This window comes from Thiobacillus sp. (assembly GCF_024708915.1).
Genome location: NZ_JANJXQ010000216.1, coordinates 1 through 16072 on the forward strand (window position 1 = coordinate 1; position 16072 = coordinate 16072).

General features: G+C 66.0%; 16 protein-coding genes. 13 read left to right on the forward strand and 3 right to left on the reverse strand.

Features of this window, described 5'->3' with window-relative positions; all coding sequences use genetic code 11:
• Together hrpA and Q0L94_RS14575 are read right to left on the reverse strand one after the other, a co-directional pair.
• A partial coding sequence (gene hrpA, locus Q0L94_RS14570) for an ATP-dependent RNA helicase HrpA (protein WP_296754564.1) occupies positions 1-1712 on the reverse strand: 1712 nt, incomplete at its 3' end.
• A 145-nt stretch (positions 1713-1857) separates the two neighbouring features.
• A complete protein-coding gene (locus Q0L94_RS14575; RefSeq protein ID WP_296754566.1) occupies positions 1858-2526 on the reverse strand; it encodes an energy-coupling factor ABC transporter permease in 669 nt (222 codons plus the stop codon).
• Positions 2527-2585: 59 nt separating this feature from the next.
• On the opposite strand from Q0L94_RS14575, the gene Q0L94_RS14580 reads away from it, so the two are divergent.
• The 13 genes from Q0L94_RS14580 (at position 2586) to Q0L94_RS14640 (ending at position 13722) form a co-directional block, all read left to right on the forward strand.
• Entirely contained in the window at positions 2586-3254 is a 669-nt protein-coding gene (locus Q0L94_RS14580) for a YecA family protein (protein WP_296754569.1), read from the forward strand.
• Between the two features lie 37 nt (positions 3255-3291).
• Positions 3292-3960 (forward strand): HAD family hydrolase, encoded by a 669-nt coding sequence (locus tag Q0L94_RS14585; RefSeq protein WP_296754572.1) that lies wholly within the window; start codon positions 3292-3294, stop codon positions 3958-3960.
• A gap of 10 nt (positions 3961-3970) precedes the next feature.
• Positions 3971-4960, forward strand: a complete 990-nt coding sequence (locus tag Q0L94_RS14590; protein WP_296754574.1) for a hypothetical protein — start codon at positions 3971-3973, stop codon at positions 4958-4960.
• Between the two features lie 93 nt (positions 4961-5053).
• Positions 5054-5629 carry an electron transport complex subunit RsxA gene (rsxA, locus tag Q0L94_RS14595; protein ID WP_296754576.1) on the forward strand — a complete coding sequence of 192 codons (576 nt, stop codon included), beginning with the start codon at positions 5054-5056 and terminating at the stop codon, positions 5627-5629.
• Positions 5629-6195 (forward strand): electron transport complex subunit RsxB, encoded by a 567-nt coding sequence (gene rsxB, locus Q0L94_RS14600; RefSeq protein WP_296754578.1) that lies wholly within the window; start codon positions 5629-5631, stop codon positions 6193-6195. The genes rsxA and rsxB overlap by 1 nt, the downstream gene beginning before the upstream one ends.
• Entirely contained in the window at positions 6192-7862 is a 1671-nt protein-coding gene (rsxC, locus tag Q0L94_RS14605; RefSeq protein WP_296754581.1) for an electron transport complex subunit RsxC, read from the forward strand. Before rsxB ends, rsxC begins: the two co-directional genes overlap by 4 nt.
• Before the next feature lie 23 nt (positions 7863-7885).
• Positions 7886-8920 (forward strand): electron transport complex subunit RsxD, encoded by a 1035-nt coding sequence (rsxD, locus tag Q0L94_RS14610; protein ID WP_296754584.1) that lies wholly within the window; start codon positions 7886-7888, stop codon positions 8918-8920.
• The gene (gene rsxG / locus Q0L94_RS14615) at positions 8917-9570 is read left to right on the forward strand and encodes an electron transport complex subunit RsxG (protein ID WP_296754586.1); all 654 of its coding nucleotides are present in this window, start codon (positions 8917-8919) and stop codon (positions 9568-9570) included. The genes rsxD and rsxG overlap by 4 nt, the downstream gene beginning before the upstream one ends.
• Entirely contained in the window at positions 9567-10244 is a 678-nt protein-coding gene (locus tag Q0L94_RS14620) for an electron transport complex subunit E (RefSeq protein ID WP_296754589.1), read from the forward strand. The genes rsxG and Q0L94_RS14620 overlap by 4 nt, the downstream gene beginning before the upstream one ends.
• The gene (locus tag Q0L94_RS14625; protein ID WP_296754591.1) at positions 10241-10393 is read left to right on the forward strand and encodes a hypothetical protein; all 153 of its coding nucleotides are present in this window, start codon (positions 10241-10243) and stop codon (positions 10391-10393) included. The genes Q0L94_RS14620 and Q0L94_RS14625 overlap by 4 nt, the downstream gene beginning before the upstream one ends.
• Before the next feature lie 22 nt (positions 10394-10415).
• On the forward strand, positions 10416-11132 hold the full coding sequence (gene nth, locus Q0L94_RS14630; RefSeq protein WP_296754594.1) for an endonuclease III: 717 nt from the start codon (positions 10416-10418) through the stop codon (positions 11130-11132).
• A gap of 16 nt (positions 11133-11148) precedes the next feature.
• Positions 11149-11583: a DUF1841 family protein gene (locus Q0L94_RS14635; RefSeq protein ID WP_296754597.1), complete on the forward strand. Its 435-nt coding sequence runs from the start codon at positions 11149-11151 to the stop codon at positions 11581-11583.
• A 252-nt stretch (positions 11584-11835) separates the two neighbouring features.
• Positions 11836-13722 (forward strand): diguanylate cyclase, encoded by a 1887-nt coding sequence (locus Q0L94_RS14640; RefSeq protein WP_296754599.1) that lies wholly within the window; start codon positions 11836-11838, stop codon positions 13720-13722.
• A 66-nt stretch (positions 13723-13788) separates the two neighbouring features.
• On the opposite strand, the gene Q0L94_RS14645 is transcribed toward Q0L94_RS14640, so the two are convergent.
• Positions 13789-16072 (reverse strand): bifunctional acetate--CoA ligase family protein/GNAT family N-acetyltransferase (locus Q0L94_RS14645; RefSeq protein ID WP_296754602.1); only part of this gene is annotated, 2284 nt, incomplete at its 5' end.

Consider the following 16072-nt stretch of genomic DNA (forward strand, 5'->3'; position numbering starts at 1 on the left):
GTCAGCAGCGCCTGATGGATCGCGTCGTAGCCGGCGTCCTTGTCGTTCTCGCGCAGGCCGAGTTCGGCAACATGCGCGTGCAGCTGGCCGTGGATGTCGCGCCATTCACGCATCCGCCGCGGCGACAGAAAGTGGTCCTGCAGCAGCGTCTGCAGCTGGCGGTTGGTTTTCTTGTGCTGCACCTGCTCCGCGTACCAGCGCCACAGTCTGAGCCAGCCCATGAAGTCGGAACGCTCGTCAGCAAATAATTTGTGCTTTTCGTCCGCCGCCTGCGCGCGCTCCATCGGGCGGTCGCGCGGATCCTGCACCGACAGCGCGCTGGCGATGATCAGCACCTCGTTGACGCAGCGCTGCTGTTCGGCCGCCAGCAGCATGCGCGCGATGCGCGGGTCGAGCGGCAATTTCGCCAGCTTCTTGCCGATTTGGGTCAAAGCCCCCTGCTCGTCGAGCGCGTGCAGTTCGGCCAGCAACTGGTAGCCGTCGGTCACCAAGCGCGAGCTCGGCGGGTCGATGAAGGGGAAGCCGACCACATCGCCCAGCCCGAGCGACTTCATGCGCAGGATGACGCCCGCCAGCGACGAGCGCAGCAGTTCGGGATCGGTGAAGCGCGGCCGGTTGGCAAAATCGGCCTCGTCGTAGAGGCGGATGCAGACGCCGTCGGCCACCCGCCCGCAGCGCCCGGCGCGCTGGTTGGCCGACGCCTGCGAGACCTTCTCGATCAGGAGCTGCTCGACCTTGTTGCGCGCCGAATAGCGCTTCACCCGCGCGGTGCCGGGGTCGATCACGTAGCGGATGCCGGGCACGGTGAGCGAGGTCTCGGCCACGTTGGTGGCGAGCACGATGCGGCGCAGCGCACTGGTCGGCCTGAAGATCGCGTCCTGCTCGGCCACCGACAGGCGGGAAAACAGCGGCAGGATTTCGGTGCCGGGCGGGTGGTGCTTCCTGAGCGCCTCGGCGGTGTCGCGGATCTCGCGCTCGCCGGGCAGGAACACCAGGATGTCGCCCGGGCCCGTGCGCGCCAGTTCATCGGTGGCGTCGAGGATGGCGGCGATCTGGTCGGGCGCGTCCTTGTCCTTCCTTTCGCCCTTGGCCGGCGTGGCGGGTTCCTCACGCTCGATTGGCCGCCAGCGGATTTCCACCGGATACATGCGCCCCGACACCTCGATCACCGGCGCGTCGTCGAAATGCCTGGAGAAGCGCTCGGCGTCGATGGTCGCCGAGGTGATGACCACGCGCAGATCGCTGCGCTTCTCCACCAGCGTCTTCAGATAGCCGAGCAGGAAGTCGATGTTGAGGCTGCGCTCGTGCGCCTCGTCGATGATGATGGTGTCGTAGCGGCTCAACAGCGGATCGCCCTGGCTTTCGGCCAAGAGGATGCCGTCGGTCATCACCTTGATCGCGGTGTCGTGGCGTACCTTGTCGGTGAAGCGCACCTTGTAGCCGACCACGCCGCCGAGCTCGCCGCCGAGTTCCTGCGCAATGCGCGCCGCCACCGAGCGCGCGGCGATGCGGCGCGGCTGGGTGCAGCCGATCAGCTTGCCGGGGCGCGCCGTAGCCGATCCCAGCCGCGCTTCCAGGCACATCTTGGGGATCTGCGTGGTCTTGCCGGAGCCGGTCTCGCCGCACAGGATCAGCACGCGGTGGGCGCGCAGCGCGGCGAGGATGTCGTCGCGGCGCGCACTGACCGGCAGGTCGGGATAGGTAATGTGCACGGTGGGGTTCAAAATTCAAAAACCGGATTGTCCGCGAAGTACGCGAAGTGGCGCGAAGAAAGCCCGATCATGTCTGGGTGCGAACCGGGTCGGCTTCTATCGCCTTTCTTCGTTTTTCTTCGCGTCCTTCGCGGATAAAAAAGGTTTACTTGTTCTGGATATACCGCGCGTCATCGAAGGTTTCCAGCCAGGCCGGCCGGTATACCGCCATCACGGTAATCGCCATGCCGGTGGAAAATGCCTCGGCCCAGGCGATCAGCAGCGCGGCATACGGCGTGTACTGCGTCAGCAGGTAATCGAGCGGATAGACGCCGGCCAGCGCCATCACCGCCGTGGTGGCCAGCCCGACGGCCGCCACCGCCAGCGCCGCGCCGAAAAAGCCGTTGCCCAGCACGTAAATGAAAAAATGATTCGGCAGGCGGCGATCCAGCAGGCGGAACACGCCCCAGCTCACCGCCGCAGGCAGCACCGCCTGCAACAGCGCATCGATCCCCAGCGCAACCGGATTGCCGCGCCCGAACGCCGCATTGGCCAGCAGAACCAGCACCCCGGCGAAGCTCGCGCGCCAGAAGCCGAACATCAGCGTCATGGCCGAAATGCCATACAGATGAAACGTCAGCCCCGGCTTCACCCCGGTACGAATCTGCCACAACGCCAGCACCGCCACCGTGGCGCCCAGAAACAGGTTCAGACGCGCCGGCTCTGCAAGCCTGCGCCAGTCGCCCGACATCAGCCAGCGCCAGCCCAGAAAGGCCAGTCCCAGCCAGCCGAACAGATGTAATGATTGCGGCAGCACAAGCGCGGTAAAATTCATCCATCAATTTTACGTGAAGCCCCTGCGCATTGCCGCGCCCTTCGCATCGAGCCCCTGCCATGTCCAGCAAAAACCAGAACGCGCCGCTCAGCGACGACGATATCGCCGAACTGGCCGACCTGATCGACGATGCCGCCGCGCGCACCGACGCGCCGCTGTCGCTCGAAGGCGTCGACGGCTTCGTCACGGCCCTGCAATGCGCGCCGCGCATGATCGCAGCGGAAAGCTATCTGCCGGTGCTGTTCGAGCATGACGCTCCCGCAACGCTGTTCGCCGATGCCGCGCAATACGGCCGCTTCGAAGCGCTGCTCGGCCGCCGCTGGAACGAGATCGCGCGCGCGCTCGCCGTTCCGATCGACAACCTGGCCGACCCGCGCGCGCTGTCCCCGCTCATCATGGACTGGGAAGGCCTGCTGGCCGACCTGCCGAAGAACGAGGCCGCCGCGCTCAGGGCCGAAGGCGTCCCGCCTTACGCCAGCCTCTGGGCAGCCGGATTCCTGCAGGTGGTGGAACACTGGGAAGCCGACTGGGAACTGCCGCCGGACAGCAAGGACGAAGCCTTTGTCGACGAAATGCTCGACCCGCTGTATGTGCTGATGACGCCGCCCGAAGAGTGGACGGAAGCAGAGCGCCAGACCAGCCGCAACGATTATGTGGCGATGGCGATCTGGAGCTGCTATGAACTGCGCGATTTCTGGCGCGACCGCGGCCAGGCTCCGCGCGCCTGAATTCCTGTAACTTGAATCGTTTAGAGTGCCTCCCGCCATGAATCTCGTTCTGTTCGACCTCGACAACACCCTGCTCGCCGGCGACTCCGACTACGAATGGGGTCAATTCCTCATCGACAGGGGCGTGGTCGACGGCGCCCACTACGAAGCCAAGAACCGCGCGTTCTACGAAGACTACAAGGCCGGACGGCTGGATATTCACGCCTTCCTCGCGTTCGCCCTGCGTCCGCTCGCCACCCACACGCGCGAACAGCTCGACGCCTGGCACGCCGAATACATGGAGACGCGCATCAAGCCGATGATTACCCAGGCCGCGCGCGACCTGGTCGACAGACACCTCGACGAAGCCGACCTGGTCGCCGTCATCACCGCCACCAACAGTTTCGTCACCGCGCCGATTGCGCGCGAATTCGGTATCCCGCATCTGATCGCCACCGAGCCCGAGCAGCGCGACGGCCGCTTCACCGGCGAAGTCGCCGGCACCCCCTGCTTCCGCGAAGGCAAGGTCACCCGCCTCGAACACTTTCTCGAAGCCCAGGGCACCCGCCTCGACTGCCTCACTACCAGCTGGTTCTACAGCGACTCGCACAACGACCTGCCGCTGCTGGAAAAAGTCCGCCATCCCGTCGCCGTCGACCCCGACCCCACCCTGCGCGCCCACGCCGAGGGCAAGGGCTGGCCGGTGATTTCGCTGCGTCACGGCTAGGCCGCACTCCATGCAGCCCATCGTCCCGGACCGCTCCACCCCGTCCCCCACCACGCTCGCCGAAAGCGTCGCCCACCAGCGCGACGCGCTCGCCAATATGCTGCGCGAGCCGCTGGCACTGGCCGCGCAGGCGTGCAGCCGGGCATGGCCGAGCCGTGCCGGACTCAACGCCGCGCTGAGCCATGCGCTGACGACCCTGCCCGCGTGCAAATACCTGTATGCACTGGATACCCATGCGATCCAGCTCTCCGACAACATCAGCCGCACAGGCCTGATCGAGACGGATTTCGGGCGCGATCGTTCCGACCGGCCCTACATGAACGAAGCGGTACCCAACCAGGGCTTTCTGCTGTCGCAGGCCTATATCAGCCTGCGCATGAAGCGGCCATCGCTCACCGCGATCCAGATCGTGCGCAACGACGGTGGCGAAGTGCTCGGCTTCGTCGGCGCCGATTTCGACCTGCGCGACCTGCCGATCACCGGCCAGCTGTACGACGAGCCCACCAACTGGCGGCAGATCAAGGGCGACCCGGCAATCCGCGGCGCGGTATTCCACCAGACCCGCAGCGACAGCCAGATGGATCTCAACATCGACACCGTACTCGGCGTGATGGAAGAGCTGATGACCGATCGCGGCGTGTTCCACGGCAAGCTGCACTTTTCCAGCAGCCGTGCCACCATCTGGCTGGTCGATGATCCGTATTACTACCGGCTGCTCGATATCGACGCGCTGACCGACCCCGACACCTGCCTTACCTACCCGCGCCGCCCCTACCCGAGCACGGCCGCGGTGCCCAGGGACAAGATCCGTCCGGTGCTCGACACTCTGCGCGCGCTGCGCTTCATGGACGAGACCTTCTATCTGCGCGGAGGGTCGCTCAACATCTTCAACGGCATGATCGGCCTCACCTTCTCGTGCGACGGTTCGCACTATCTGCCGTGGGACGAGTTTTTGATCAAAGGCTACGATTTCTGGGCCAGCGGGAAAACCCTCGGCTGACCGGCCGCGCACCGAACAATATCCCTGCCTGCATCCGCTTGAATCCCACGCCTTTAAGGGCGGATAATGCGGCATTGCGACGGGCTGCCTGTTTTGGAAACCTATATCCTCATCATTATTTCCACGGTGTTCGTGAACAACATCGTGATGGCCAAGATACTCGGCCTGTGCCCGTTCATGGGCGTATCGAAGAAGCTGGAAGCGGCGATCGGCATGGGGCTGGCGACGGCCTTCGTGCTGACGCTGGCGTCCGGGGCGAGCTATCTCGTCAACGAATACCTGCTCGGCCCCGAATTGTTCTATCTGCGCACGCTGTCGTTCATCGTGGTGATCGCCGGAATCGTGCAGTTCACCGAGATGTTCATCCACAAATCCAGCCCGGTGCTGTACCAGGTGCTGGGGATCTATCTGCCGCTCATCACCACCAACTGCGCCGTGCTGGGGATCCCGCTGCTCAATGCGCAGGAACAGCACGGCTTCGTCGAATCGCTGTTTTTCGGTGCCGGCGGGGCGCTCGGCTTCACCATGGTGCTGATCCTGTTTGCCGGTATCCGCGAACGGATGGAGACGTGCGACGTCCCTTCGCCGTTCAAGGGCACCAGCATTGCAATGATCACCGCAGGCTTGATGTCGCTGGCATTCATGGGTTTCTCCGGGCTGGTCAAGTAATGCTTGCCGCCATTCTGGTGATGGCCGGCATCGCGGTGGCGATCGGGCTGGCGCTCGGCTGGTCGGCCATCCGCTTCAAGGTGGAAGGCAACCCACTGGCGGAAAAGATCGATGCCATCCTGCCGCAGACGCAGTGCGGGCAGTGCGGATTTCTCGGCTGCCGGCCCTATGCCGAGGCGATCGCCAAGGGTGAAGCGGATATCAACCTGTGCCCGCCGGGCGGCGAGGAAGGGGTGAAGAAACTGGCCGACCTGCTCGGCGTGGAACCCAAGCCGCTCGACGAAACCCATGGCGCGCCCAAGCCAAAATCGGTGGCCTTCATCGACGAGCAGACCTGCATCGGCTGCACCCTGTGCATCCAGGCCTGCCCGGTCGACGCCATTTCCGGCGCCGCCAAGCAGATGCACACCATCATTGCGGCCGAGTGCACCGGCTGCGAACTGTGCCTGCCGCCGTGCCCGGTCGACTGCATCAGCATGGTGCCGATCGCCGAGGATCTGCCGCACTGGAAGTGGAAGCATCCGGTGGTGATGCTGAAGCAGGTTTCCGGAGACTGGAACGCATGAGCCGCGAACTCTTCAAATTCAAGGGCGGCGTGCATCCGCCCGAGCACAAGACGGAGTCGAACGCACGGCCGATCCACGCTGCGCCGCTGCCGGCGAAACTGGTCATCCCGCTGCGCCAGCACATCGGCAACCCGGCCAAACCGCTGGTAAACGTGGGCGACCGGGTGCTGAAGGGCCAGATGATCGGGGAAGCCGACGGCACCATCTCGGCGGCGGTGCACGCCTCCAGCTCGGGTATCGTCGTCGCCCTCGACCTGCAGCCGGTACCGCATATCTCCGGCCTGCCCGACCTGTGCATCAGCATCGAAACCGACGGCCGCGACGAGTGGATGGAACATGGCCCGCTCGATTACCGGGCGCTGGCGCCGGCCGACCTGCGCATGCGACTGCGCGACCTGGGGCTGGCCGGCCTCGGCGGCGCGGTATTCCCCAGTGCAGTCAAGCTCGACCCCGGCGCGACGCAGCACTGCCCCACCCTCATCATCAACGGCGGCGAATGCGAGCCGTGGATCACCTGCGACGACGTGCTGATGCGCTCCCGTGCCGACGAGATCCTGCAGGGCGTGGCGATCATGCGCCACCTGCTGGGCAGTACGGAAATCCTCGTCGGCATCGAGGACAACAAGCCGCAAGCCATTGCCGCAATGCAGGCGGCCGCGGCCCGGATGGATTTTGCAGTGGAAATCGTGACCGTGCCGGCGCATTACCCCGGCGGCGGCGCCAAGCAGATGATCCAGGTGCTCACCGGCAGGGAAGTCCCATCCGGCAAGCTGTCCACCGACATCGGCATCCAGGTGTTCAACGTCGGCACCACCTACGCGCTGGCACGCGCGGTGCACCATGGCGAACCGCTGATCTCGCGGCTGGTCACCGTCACCGGCCACGTGCTGCGCCCGCAGAACTTCGAGGTGCTGATCGGCACGCCGATGCATGCGCTGATCACCCTGGCGGGCGACCGCGACGGCACCACCGGCGTACTGATGGGCGGGCCGATGATGGGCATGCCGATGCCGAATCTCGATGTGCCGGTGGTCAAGGCCACCAACTGCATCCTGGTGCAATCGGCCGAGCTGTTCCCGCCGCTGCCCCAGGCTTTGCCGTGCATCCGCTGCACCCGCTGCGCCGACGTCTGCCCGGCGGAACTGCAGCCGCAGGAACTGTTCCGCTTCGCCAAGGCGGGCGACTTCGGGCGCGCGCAGGAATACCATCTGTTCGACTGCATCGAGTGCGGCTGCTGCAGCTACGTCTGCCCCAGCCACATTCCGCTGGTCGACTTCTACCGCTACGCCAAGGGCGAAATCTGGACCCGCGAAAAGGACAAGCGCGCCGCCGACCTCGCGCGCGAACGCCACGCGTTCCGCCAGTTCCGGCAGGAGCGCGAGAAAAAGGAAAAAGCCGAGAAGCTTGCCGCCAAGGCCCAGGCCAAGCGCGCCGAACTTGCCGCCGCACCCGGCGCCGGCGACGCCGCGCCCAGCGAAGCCGATGCCAAGAAAGCGCTGATCGCTGCCGCGCTCGCCCGCGCGCAGGCAAAAAAAGCCGGGGCGGCGCCGAAGAACACCGACCATCTGTCGCCCGGAACCCAGCGCGAGATCGAGGAAATCGAGGCGCGCCGGGCCAAGATCCGCGAGCTGGCGCACCAGCCGCTGGAGTCCGGAGAGAAACCCTAAGGCGTCACGGAAGAAAACAAATAATGCCCTCCCCTTTCATTCTTGATCGCAGCAGCGTCACCCAGGTCATGGCCTGGGTACTGGCCGCGCTGCTGCCCGGCATTGCGGTGTACGTCTGGGCGTTCGGGCCGGGCATCCTCGTCACCCTGGCACTCGCCACCGTCACCGCGCTGGCCGCCGAGGCGGCGATGCTGAAAGCGCGCGGCTACCCGGCCAAACCTTTCCTCACCGACCTGTCGGCCATCGTCACCGCCTGGCTGCTGGCGCTCTCGCTGCCTTCGCTGGCGCCGTGGTGGCTGATCGTCACCGGTACGCTGTTTGCCATCGTGGTCGCCAAGCACCTGTACGGCGGCCTCGGGCAGAATATCTTCAATCCGGCGATGGTCGGCTACGCGGTGCTGATCGTGTCGTTCCCGCTGCAGATGACGCAGTGGACGGCCCCGCTCGAACTGACTTCAGCCTCCCTCACCCTGGCGCAAAGTGCGGCGGTTATTTTCGGCGGCGACGCACCGAAGACCACACTCGACGCCGTCACCATGGCGACGCCGCTGGACTCGCTGCGCACCGGCCTGCTGCAGCAGCAGACCGTCGACGAAATCATGACGCAGCCGATTTTCGGCCATTACGGCGGCATCGGCTTCGAGTGGCTGGCGGCGGCGTTCCTGCTCGGCGGCCTCGTGCTGTGGGCCTTGCGCATCATCAGCTGGCAGGTGCCGCTGGCGTTCCTCGCCGGCATCTGGCTCACCGCGGGCTTCCTGCACTTCTTCGACGCCGGGCGCTTCGGCGCGCCGTGGTTCCATCTGTTCGCGCCGTCGGTGATGCTCGGCGCATTCTTCATCGCCACCGACCCGGTATCCGGCGCCACGACGCCGCGCGGCAAGCTGATTTTCGGCCTCGGCGCGGGCTTTCTCACCATTGTCATCCGCACCTGGGGCGGCTATCCCGACGGCGTCGCGTTTGCCATCCTGCTGATGAACCTGTGCGTGCCGCTGATCGATCAATACACCCAGCCGCGCATTTATGGCGGCGCGAAAAAGACCAAGGCGCCGCCCGCATGACGCCGCAAATCCGGACGGCCCTGCGTAACGCACTGCGCACCGGCCTCATCCTGTTCGTGTTTTCGCTGATCGGTACCGTGATGCTGGCGTTCACCCACGACCGCACCGAGCCGACCATCGCCCGCAGCCAGCAGGCGGAGAAACTTGCGCTCATCAGCCAGGTATTGCCCGCCGCCCTGTACGACAACGACCTGCTGGCCAGCCAGCAAAACGTGCCGCCGGACGCGCTGCTCGGCACCCGCAAGCCTTCGGCGATATGGATCGCCCGCCGTGGCGGCGCAGTCAGCGGCGTGGTACTGGAAGCCGTCGCGCCGGACGGCTACAGCGGCGATATCGCCTTGCTGATCGGTATCGACATCGACGGCAAGGTGACCGGCGTGCGCGTCACCGCGCACCGCGAAACACCGGGACTGGGCGATTACATCGACCGCGCCAAAAGTGCCTGGATCGACCAGTTTGCCGGCAAGTCGCTGACCGCCCCGCCGCCCAAGCACTGGAAAGTGGCGAAGGACGGCGGCGTCTTCGACGCCCGCGCCGGCGCCACCATCACCCCGCGCGCTGTGGTCAAGGCGGTCAAAAGCGCGCTAGACTACTTTGCGCACCGCCGCGCCGCACTGGCGGCCACGCCCGAGCCAGGAGTCCAACCATGATCACCGCAACAGAATTCCGCAGCCTGTTTCACAACGGCCTCGTCAAGCAAAACGCCGGGCTGGTGCAGCTGCTCGGCCTGTGCCCGTTGCTGGCGATCAGCAACAACGTCGTCAACGCGCTGTCGCTGGGGCTGGCGACCACGCTGGTGATGGCCGCCTCCAGCGGGGCGGTGTCGGGCGCGCGCCATTTCGTGCCGAACGAAATCCGCATTCCCGTGTTCGTGCTCATCATCGCCGCGCTGGTCACGGTGATCGATCTGACGATGAACGCCTTCGTGCACCCGCTGTATCTGGTGCTGGGGATCTTCATCCCGCTGATCACCACCAACTGCATCGTGCTGGCGCGCGCCGACGCGTTTGCCGCCAAGAATCGCCCGCTGCACAGCGTGGTCGATGCGATTGCGATGGGCCTGGGCCTGACGCTGGTGCTGGTGGTGCTGGGCGCGATCCGCGAACTCGCCGGGCAGGGCACGCTGCTGTCCGGCATCGACCTGGTGTTCGGCGAGGAGGCCAAACAATTCGTGCTGCACCTGCTGCCCGGCTACAAGGGCTTTCTGCTGGCGATCCTGCCGCCCGGCGCCTTCATCGCGCTGGGGCTGCTGATCGCCGCGAACAACTGGAACAAGGCGCGTGCCGAACAGCGCGCCCGCGCGGCCGTGCCGGTTGCGGCATGAAGCCGCCACTGAAAAAGCGCGTTCCCAAGCCGCGCAACCCCTATGTCGCGCTGGCGATCCAGCGCCGCGCCGGCGAACACGAAAAATCGGCCGGCGCCAAGCGGCAAGCCGAAAAACAGGCATTGAAAAAATCGCTCGATACGCAGTGACGCGCCGCATGCCAAGCTCGCCATGAATCCAGCCAAACGCCGCGAAATCTTCAGCCGTCTGCGCGCGGCCAATCCACATCCCACCACCGAGCTTGAATACGCCACGCCATTCGAACTGCTGGTGGCGGTGGTGCTCTCGGCGCAGGCCACCGACAAGGGGGTGAACCTGGCGACGCGCAGACTGTTTCCGGTGGCCAACACCCCCGAAGCCATCTACGCGCTGGGCGAGGCGGGTTTGGCGGACACCATCAAGAGCATCGGCCTCTACAAGAGCAAGGCCCGGCATCTCATCGCCGCCTGCCGGATGCTGGTCGAGCAGCACGGCAGCCGGGTCCCCGCCGAGCGCGCCGCGCTCGAAGCGCTGCCCGGCGTGGGACGCAAAACCGCCAACGTAATTCTGAACACCGCATTCGGCCAGCCGACCATGGCGGTCGACACCCACATCTTCCGCGTCGCCAACCGCACCGGCCTGGCGCCCGGCAAGACCGTGCTGGAGGTGGAAAAAAAGCTGCTCAAGACCATCCCCGCCGAATTCCGCATCGACGCCCACCACTGGCTGATCCTGCACGGCCGCTACGTGTGCCAGGCCAGAAAGCCGAAATGCCCCGCATGCCTCATTGCGGATCTGTGCGAGTACAAGGACAAGACCTGGCCTGCAGCCGAGGGAATGAAAAAACGCAGCGCCAAAACCGCCCTCTCCCCAACCCTCTCCCGCACGCGGGAGAGGGGGCAAACGTAATGCCCAAGACGACTTGATGTTTAATCCCAGCCGCGACCAGGTGCGCCAGTTCTTCTTCGACGTGTGGGCGAAATACCGCGCCGGACAGCCGCTGGCAGGCGCGGAGCAGCCGGCGCTCGATGCCGTGCTGGCGCACCCCGAATACCACGCCCTGCTCGATCAGCCGGATCGCTACAAGGTGCGGGATTACCTGCCCGAATCCGGCGAAACCAATCCCTTCCTGCATCTTTCCATGCACCTGGCGATCAGCGAGCAGCTCTCGGTCGACCAGCCGCCGGGCATCCGCGAACGCTACCAGCAACTGCTCAAGCGCTGCGGCAACGAAATGGACGCCCAGCATGACCTCATGGACTGCCTCGCGGAAATGATCTGGCAGGTCCAGCGCAACCGGACGGCGTTCGATTCGGCGGCGTATCTGCGCTGCCTGGATCAAAAGCTCGGCGCCGCCTGACCGCCGCCCGCCGGCGCGCGGACTTCGCGCAGCGGGCTTCATTTTGTCGAAATCCTGTCGATAACACTGCTGAAAATACGACAGCGGCGCCTCAAGGCCTCGCTGCATGCCGGCCGCCCCCACACGGCCATTGATAGCCCGGCACCCATTCAGCCTGAAGATGCCGCCGCGCGGATGGCAGCCGCAATGCATTCAGGCCGGGATTTGCCGACCCGCAACAGCATCCATTCGCTTCACCGAAAACAGGTTGATATGACACAGGTTGAACAACTCAAAATCAGCGGCCAGTTGCCCAGTCCACGGGGGGTTGCGCTGGCCGTGCTTGAGTTATCCCGGCGCGAGAACGCAACCCTGAGCGAAATCGCCCGGGTGGTGCAGACCGACCCCGCACTGTCCGGACGGCTGATCAAGCTGGCGAACGCCGCTTCGCACGGCGCGCGCCCGGTGGTATCGGTGCAGGAAGCCGTGGTACGCCAGGGCATGGCGACGGTGCGCCAGCTTGCGCTGGGGTTTTCGCTGCTGGACCAGTATCGCGCCGGCGCGTGCGAAGCATTCGACTACCAGGGATACTGGGCGCATTCGCTGCTGATGGGGCTGACCATGCAGGCGCTGGGCGCGCGGATGCCGGTAGGCGCAGCCGACGAGCTGTTCGTCTGCGGCTTGCTGGCCCAGGTGGGGCAGCTGGCGCTGGCAACCGCCTACCCCGACGACTACAACGCGGTCCTGACGGCGCATCATGCCGACCCCGCGCAGCCGATCATTGCCCAGGAACGCGCCCGCCTGGAAACCGACCATAGCGAACTGGGCATCGTGATGCTGACCGATTGGGGCATCCCCAAAGTCTTCACCGAGCCGCTCGCCCATTACGAGAACCCGGATCGTCCCTGTTTTCCCCGCGACTCGCGGACCAGCAGCCTGACGCTGATGCTGCGGCTGTCGCACCTGCTCGCCAACCTCGGATTGGCGGATGCCGCCGAGCGCCCGAAACTGGCGCGGGAATGGATGGCGCTGGCGGCCGAACTCGACATCCCGCAGGAAGCTGCCGGAGACTTCATCGACGACGTGATCGCCAGTTGGCACGACTGGGGCGCGCTGCTGAAGATTCCGACGACGATCCTGCCGCCCTTTGCCGAAATCAGCCATGGTCACGCGGAGGCCACGGAAGACGAGGCGCCGCTGCGCATCGTGGTGGCAGACGGCAATGCCTTCAGCCGCCGCAAAATCATGGCGCTGCTGGTCGAGGACAGCGGCCACATCGTCTATCCGGCGGACAACGGCAACACTGCACTGGCGCTGGCGATGGAAGTGCTCCCGCAGGTCATCATCGCGCACTACAACCTGCCGCAGCTCGACGGCCCGGAATTGTGCCAGGCCTTGCGCGCGACCGAAGAAGGCCGCCGCATGCATATTCTGCTGATGGCCGACGATCACGGCGAAGCGCAGCTGACACGCGCCTACGAAGTCGACGCGGATGGCTACGCCCCCAGCACCATCAGCGCCAAGGGGCTGCGTACACGGCTGAACGCTGCGCAGCGCCTGGTGCGATTGCAAAACGCCTGGGAAAAGGACCGCACGCAGCTGCGCCAGATCGCCGCCGAGCTGGCCGTGGCCAACCGGCGGCTGGCGAATGCCGCGCTGACCGACCTGCTGACCGGGCTGCCCAACCGCCGTTCGGCGATGGATCAGCTCGAACAGGCGTGGAACGCCGCTTCGCGCTCCGGTGCGCCGCTTGCGGTGATGGTGATCGATATCGACCACTTCAAGCACATCAACGACACCTACGGCCACGCCGCGGGCGACAGCGTCCTGCGCGAAGCGGCCGACACCCTGCGCATGTCGGCACGCCGGGGGGACAGCGTCTGCCGGATCGGCGGCGAGGAGTTCCTGGTCATTTGCCCCAATACCGACCTCAAGGCCGCGCTGCTGTCGGCCGAACGCCTGCGCGCCACCCTGGAAGCCAAAAGAGTCACCATCGGGCAGACGGCAAAAACCATCACCGCCAGCATCGGCGTGGCCGCCCGCGAAGCCGGCACCGTGGATAGCGATTCACTGGTCAGCACCGCCGACCAGGCGCTCTACGCGGCCAAGAAGGCCGGGCGCAACCGGACCTGCACCCGCCAGCATCCGCCGCCGCATTGACGCGGCAAGCAGGCCGCCGCACAGGGACGGCGCCCTGTAAGCGGCAAACCGCGCCCGCATCGCCGCTTACAGTGCGCGCGAAACCCTTTGCAGCGTATCGTCTTCCGGGTGCGGCTCGCTACGGAAGCCCAGGCCTGCCGCCAGTTTCAGCATCGGGCGGTTGGTTTTCAGCACCTCGCCCTCCATCGTCTTCAGCCCCATACCGCGCGCCACGTCCATCAGCACATCCATGAGCTTGTGGCCGATCCCCTGCTTCTGCCACGCGTCGTCGACCACCAGGGCGAATTCGCAGGACTCGCCGTCCGGGTTGATGGCATAGCGCGCCACGCCCAGTTCCACCTCCCCGCCGTCGATTTCCGCCAGCGCCAGCAGCGCCATCTCCCGCGTGTAGTCGATCTGGGTGAGACGCGCCAGCATGGTGGGGGACAGCTCGCTCACCGCGTCCATGAAGCGGAAATACTTGGTTTCCTCGGACAGGCTGCGCACGAACTTCTGCGTCAGCTCGGCATCTTCCGGGCGGATCGGTCGAATGACGACGTCGTTGCCGCTGGGCAACTGCCAGTGCGTCAGCAGATGCGCCGGGTAAGGGTGGATCGCCATGTGGCCGTAGCGGTCGGCCATCGGCACGCGAGGGGCGATGACGATGCGGGCATCCAGCGCCAGCGCGCCGTGTTCGTCGACCAGCAGCGGATTGATGTCCAGTTCGGCCAGCCAGGGCAATTCGCAGACCATTTCCGACAGCCGCAGCAGCACGTTCTCCAGCACCTCCATGTCGACCGGCGGACGGTTGCGGAACGCGCCCAGCAGGGTGGCGACGCGGGTGCGCCGGATCAGGTCGTGCGCCAGATAACGGTTCAGCGGCGGCAGGGTCACCGCGCGATCCTGCAGGACTTCGACGTCGACGCCGCCGGCGCCGAATACGATCACCGGCCCCAGCACCGGGTCCGAGGTCATCCCCAGCAGCACTTCGCGGGCGTGCGGCCGTTTCACCATGGGCTCGACGACGATGCCGTCCAGGGTGGCGTCGGGACGGATACGCTTCACATCGGCCAGCATCTCGCCGAAAGCGGAACGCACCGCCTGGCCGCTGGACAGGCTCAGCCGCACGCCGTTGACGTCGGACTTGTGGGTGATGTCCGGCGAATTGATTTTCAGCACCACCGGAAAGCCGATCTGCTGCGCCATCAGCATGGCCTCCATCGGGCTGCGCGCGATCAGCGTCGGCGCGATCGGGATGCGGAAAGCCGCCAGCAGCGCCTTCGATTCCACCTCGTTGAGCAGATGCCGGCCGTGCGCCAGCGCGCTTTCGACGATCAGGCGGGCGCCTTCCGCATCCGGCTCGGTCTGCTGCGACAGCGGCCCCGGCGTCTGCATCAACTGGCGCTGGTTCTCGTAAAAGGCCGAGAGGAAAGAGAACACTTCGACGGCCGGTTCCGGCGTGGTGAAGTACGGAATGCCGGCCTGCTTGAACAGGCGCCGTCCCGCATGCACCTGCGCCTCGCCCATCCAGCAGGTCAGCACCGGCTTGTGCGAGGTCTTCGCCGCCTCCACCACCGCCTCGGCCACCTCGGTCGGCCGGGTCATCGCCTGCGGCGTCAGCATCACCAGCACGCCGTCGACGTTGTCGTCGGCGAGGCAGGCGTCCACCGCCGCGCGGTAACGCCCGGCGGCGGCGTCGCCGATGATGTCGAGCGGATTGCCATGCGACCAGTTGGCCGGCAGCACGGCGTCGAGCGCATCGAGCGTCGCCGGCGACAGCTCCGCCATGCGCACCCCCAGATCCACCGCGAGATCGGTCGCCATGACGCCAGGACCGCCGCCGTTGGTGACGATGGCAAGACGGTTACCGCTGGGCCGGATATGGCTGGACAGCGCGCGCGCCGAGGCGAACAGCTGCAGGATGGTGTTGACCCGCACCACCCCGGCGCGCCGCACCAGGGCATCGAACACCGCGTCCGATCCCACCAGCGCGCCGGTATGCGACTGCGCTGCCTTTGCCCCTGTCGCGTGACGCCCCACCTTGACCATGACGACGGGCTTGAAGCGGGCCGTCGCACGCAGCGCGCTCATGAAACGGCGCGCGTCGCGGATGCCTTCGATGTAGAGCAGGATGCCGCGGGTCTGCGTGTCGGTGGCCAGGTAGTCGAGGATTTCACCGAAATCCAGGTCGGCCGACGCGCCGGTGGAGATCACGCTGGAAAAGCCGATGCCGTTGGTTTCCGCCCAGTCCAGCATGGCCGTGCACAGCGCGCCGGACTGCGACACCAGCGCGAGGTCGCCGGCCAGGGTGGCGCCCTGGCTGAAGGTGGCATTCAGCCCGATGGCCGGCCGCTGGATGCCTAGGCAGTTG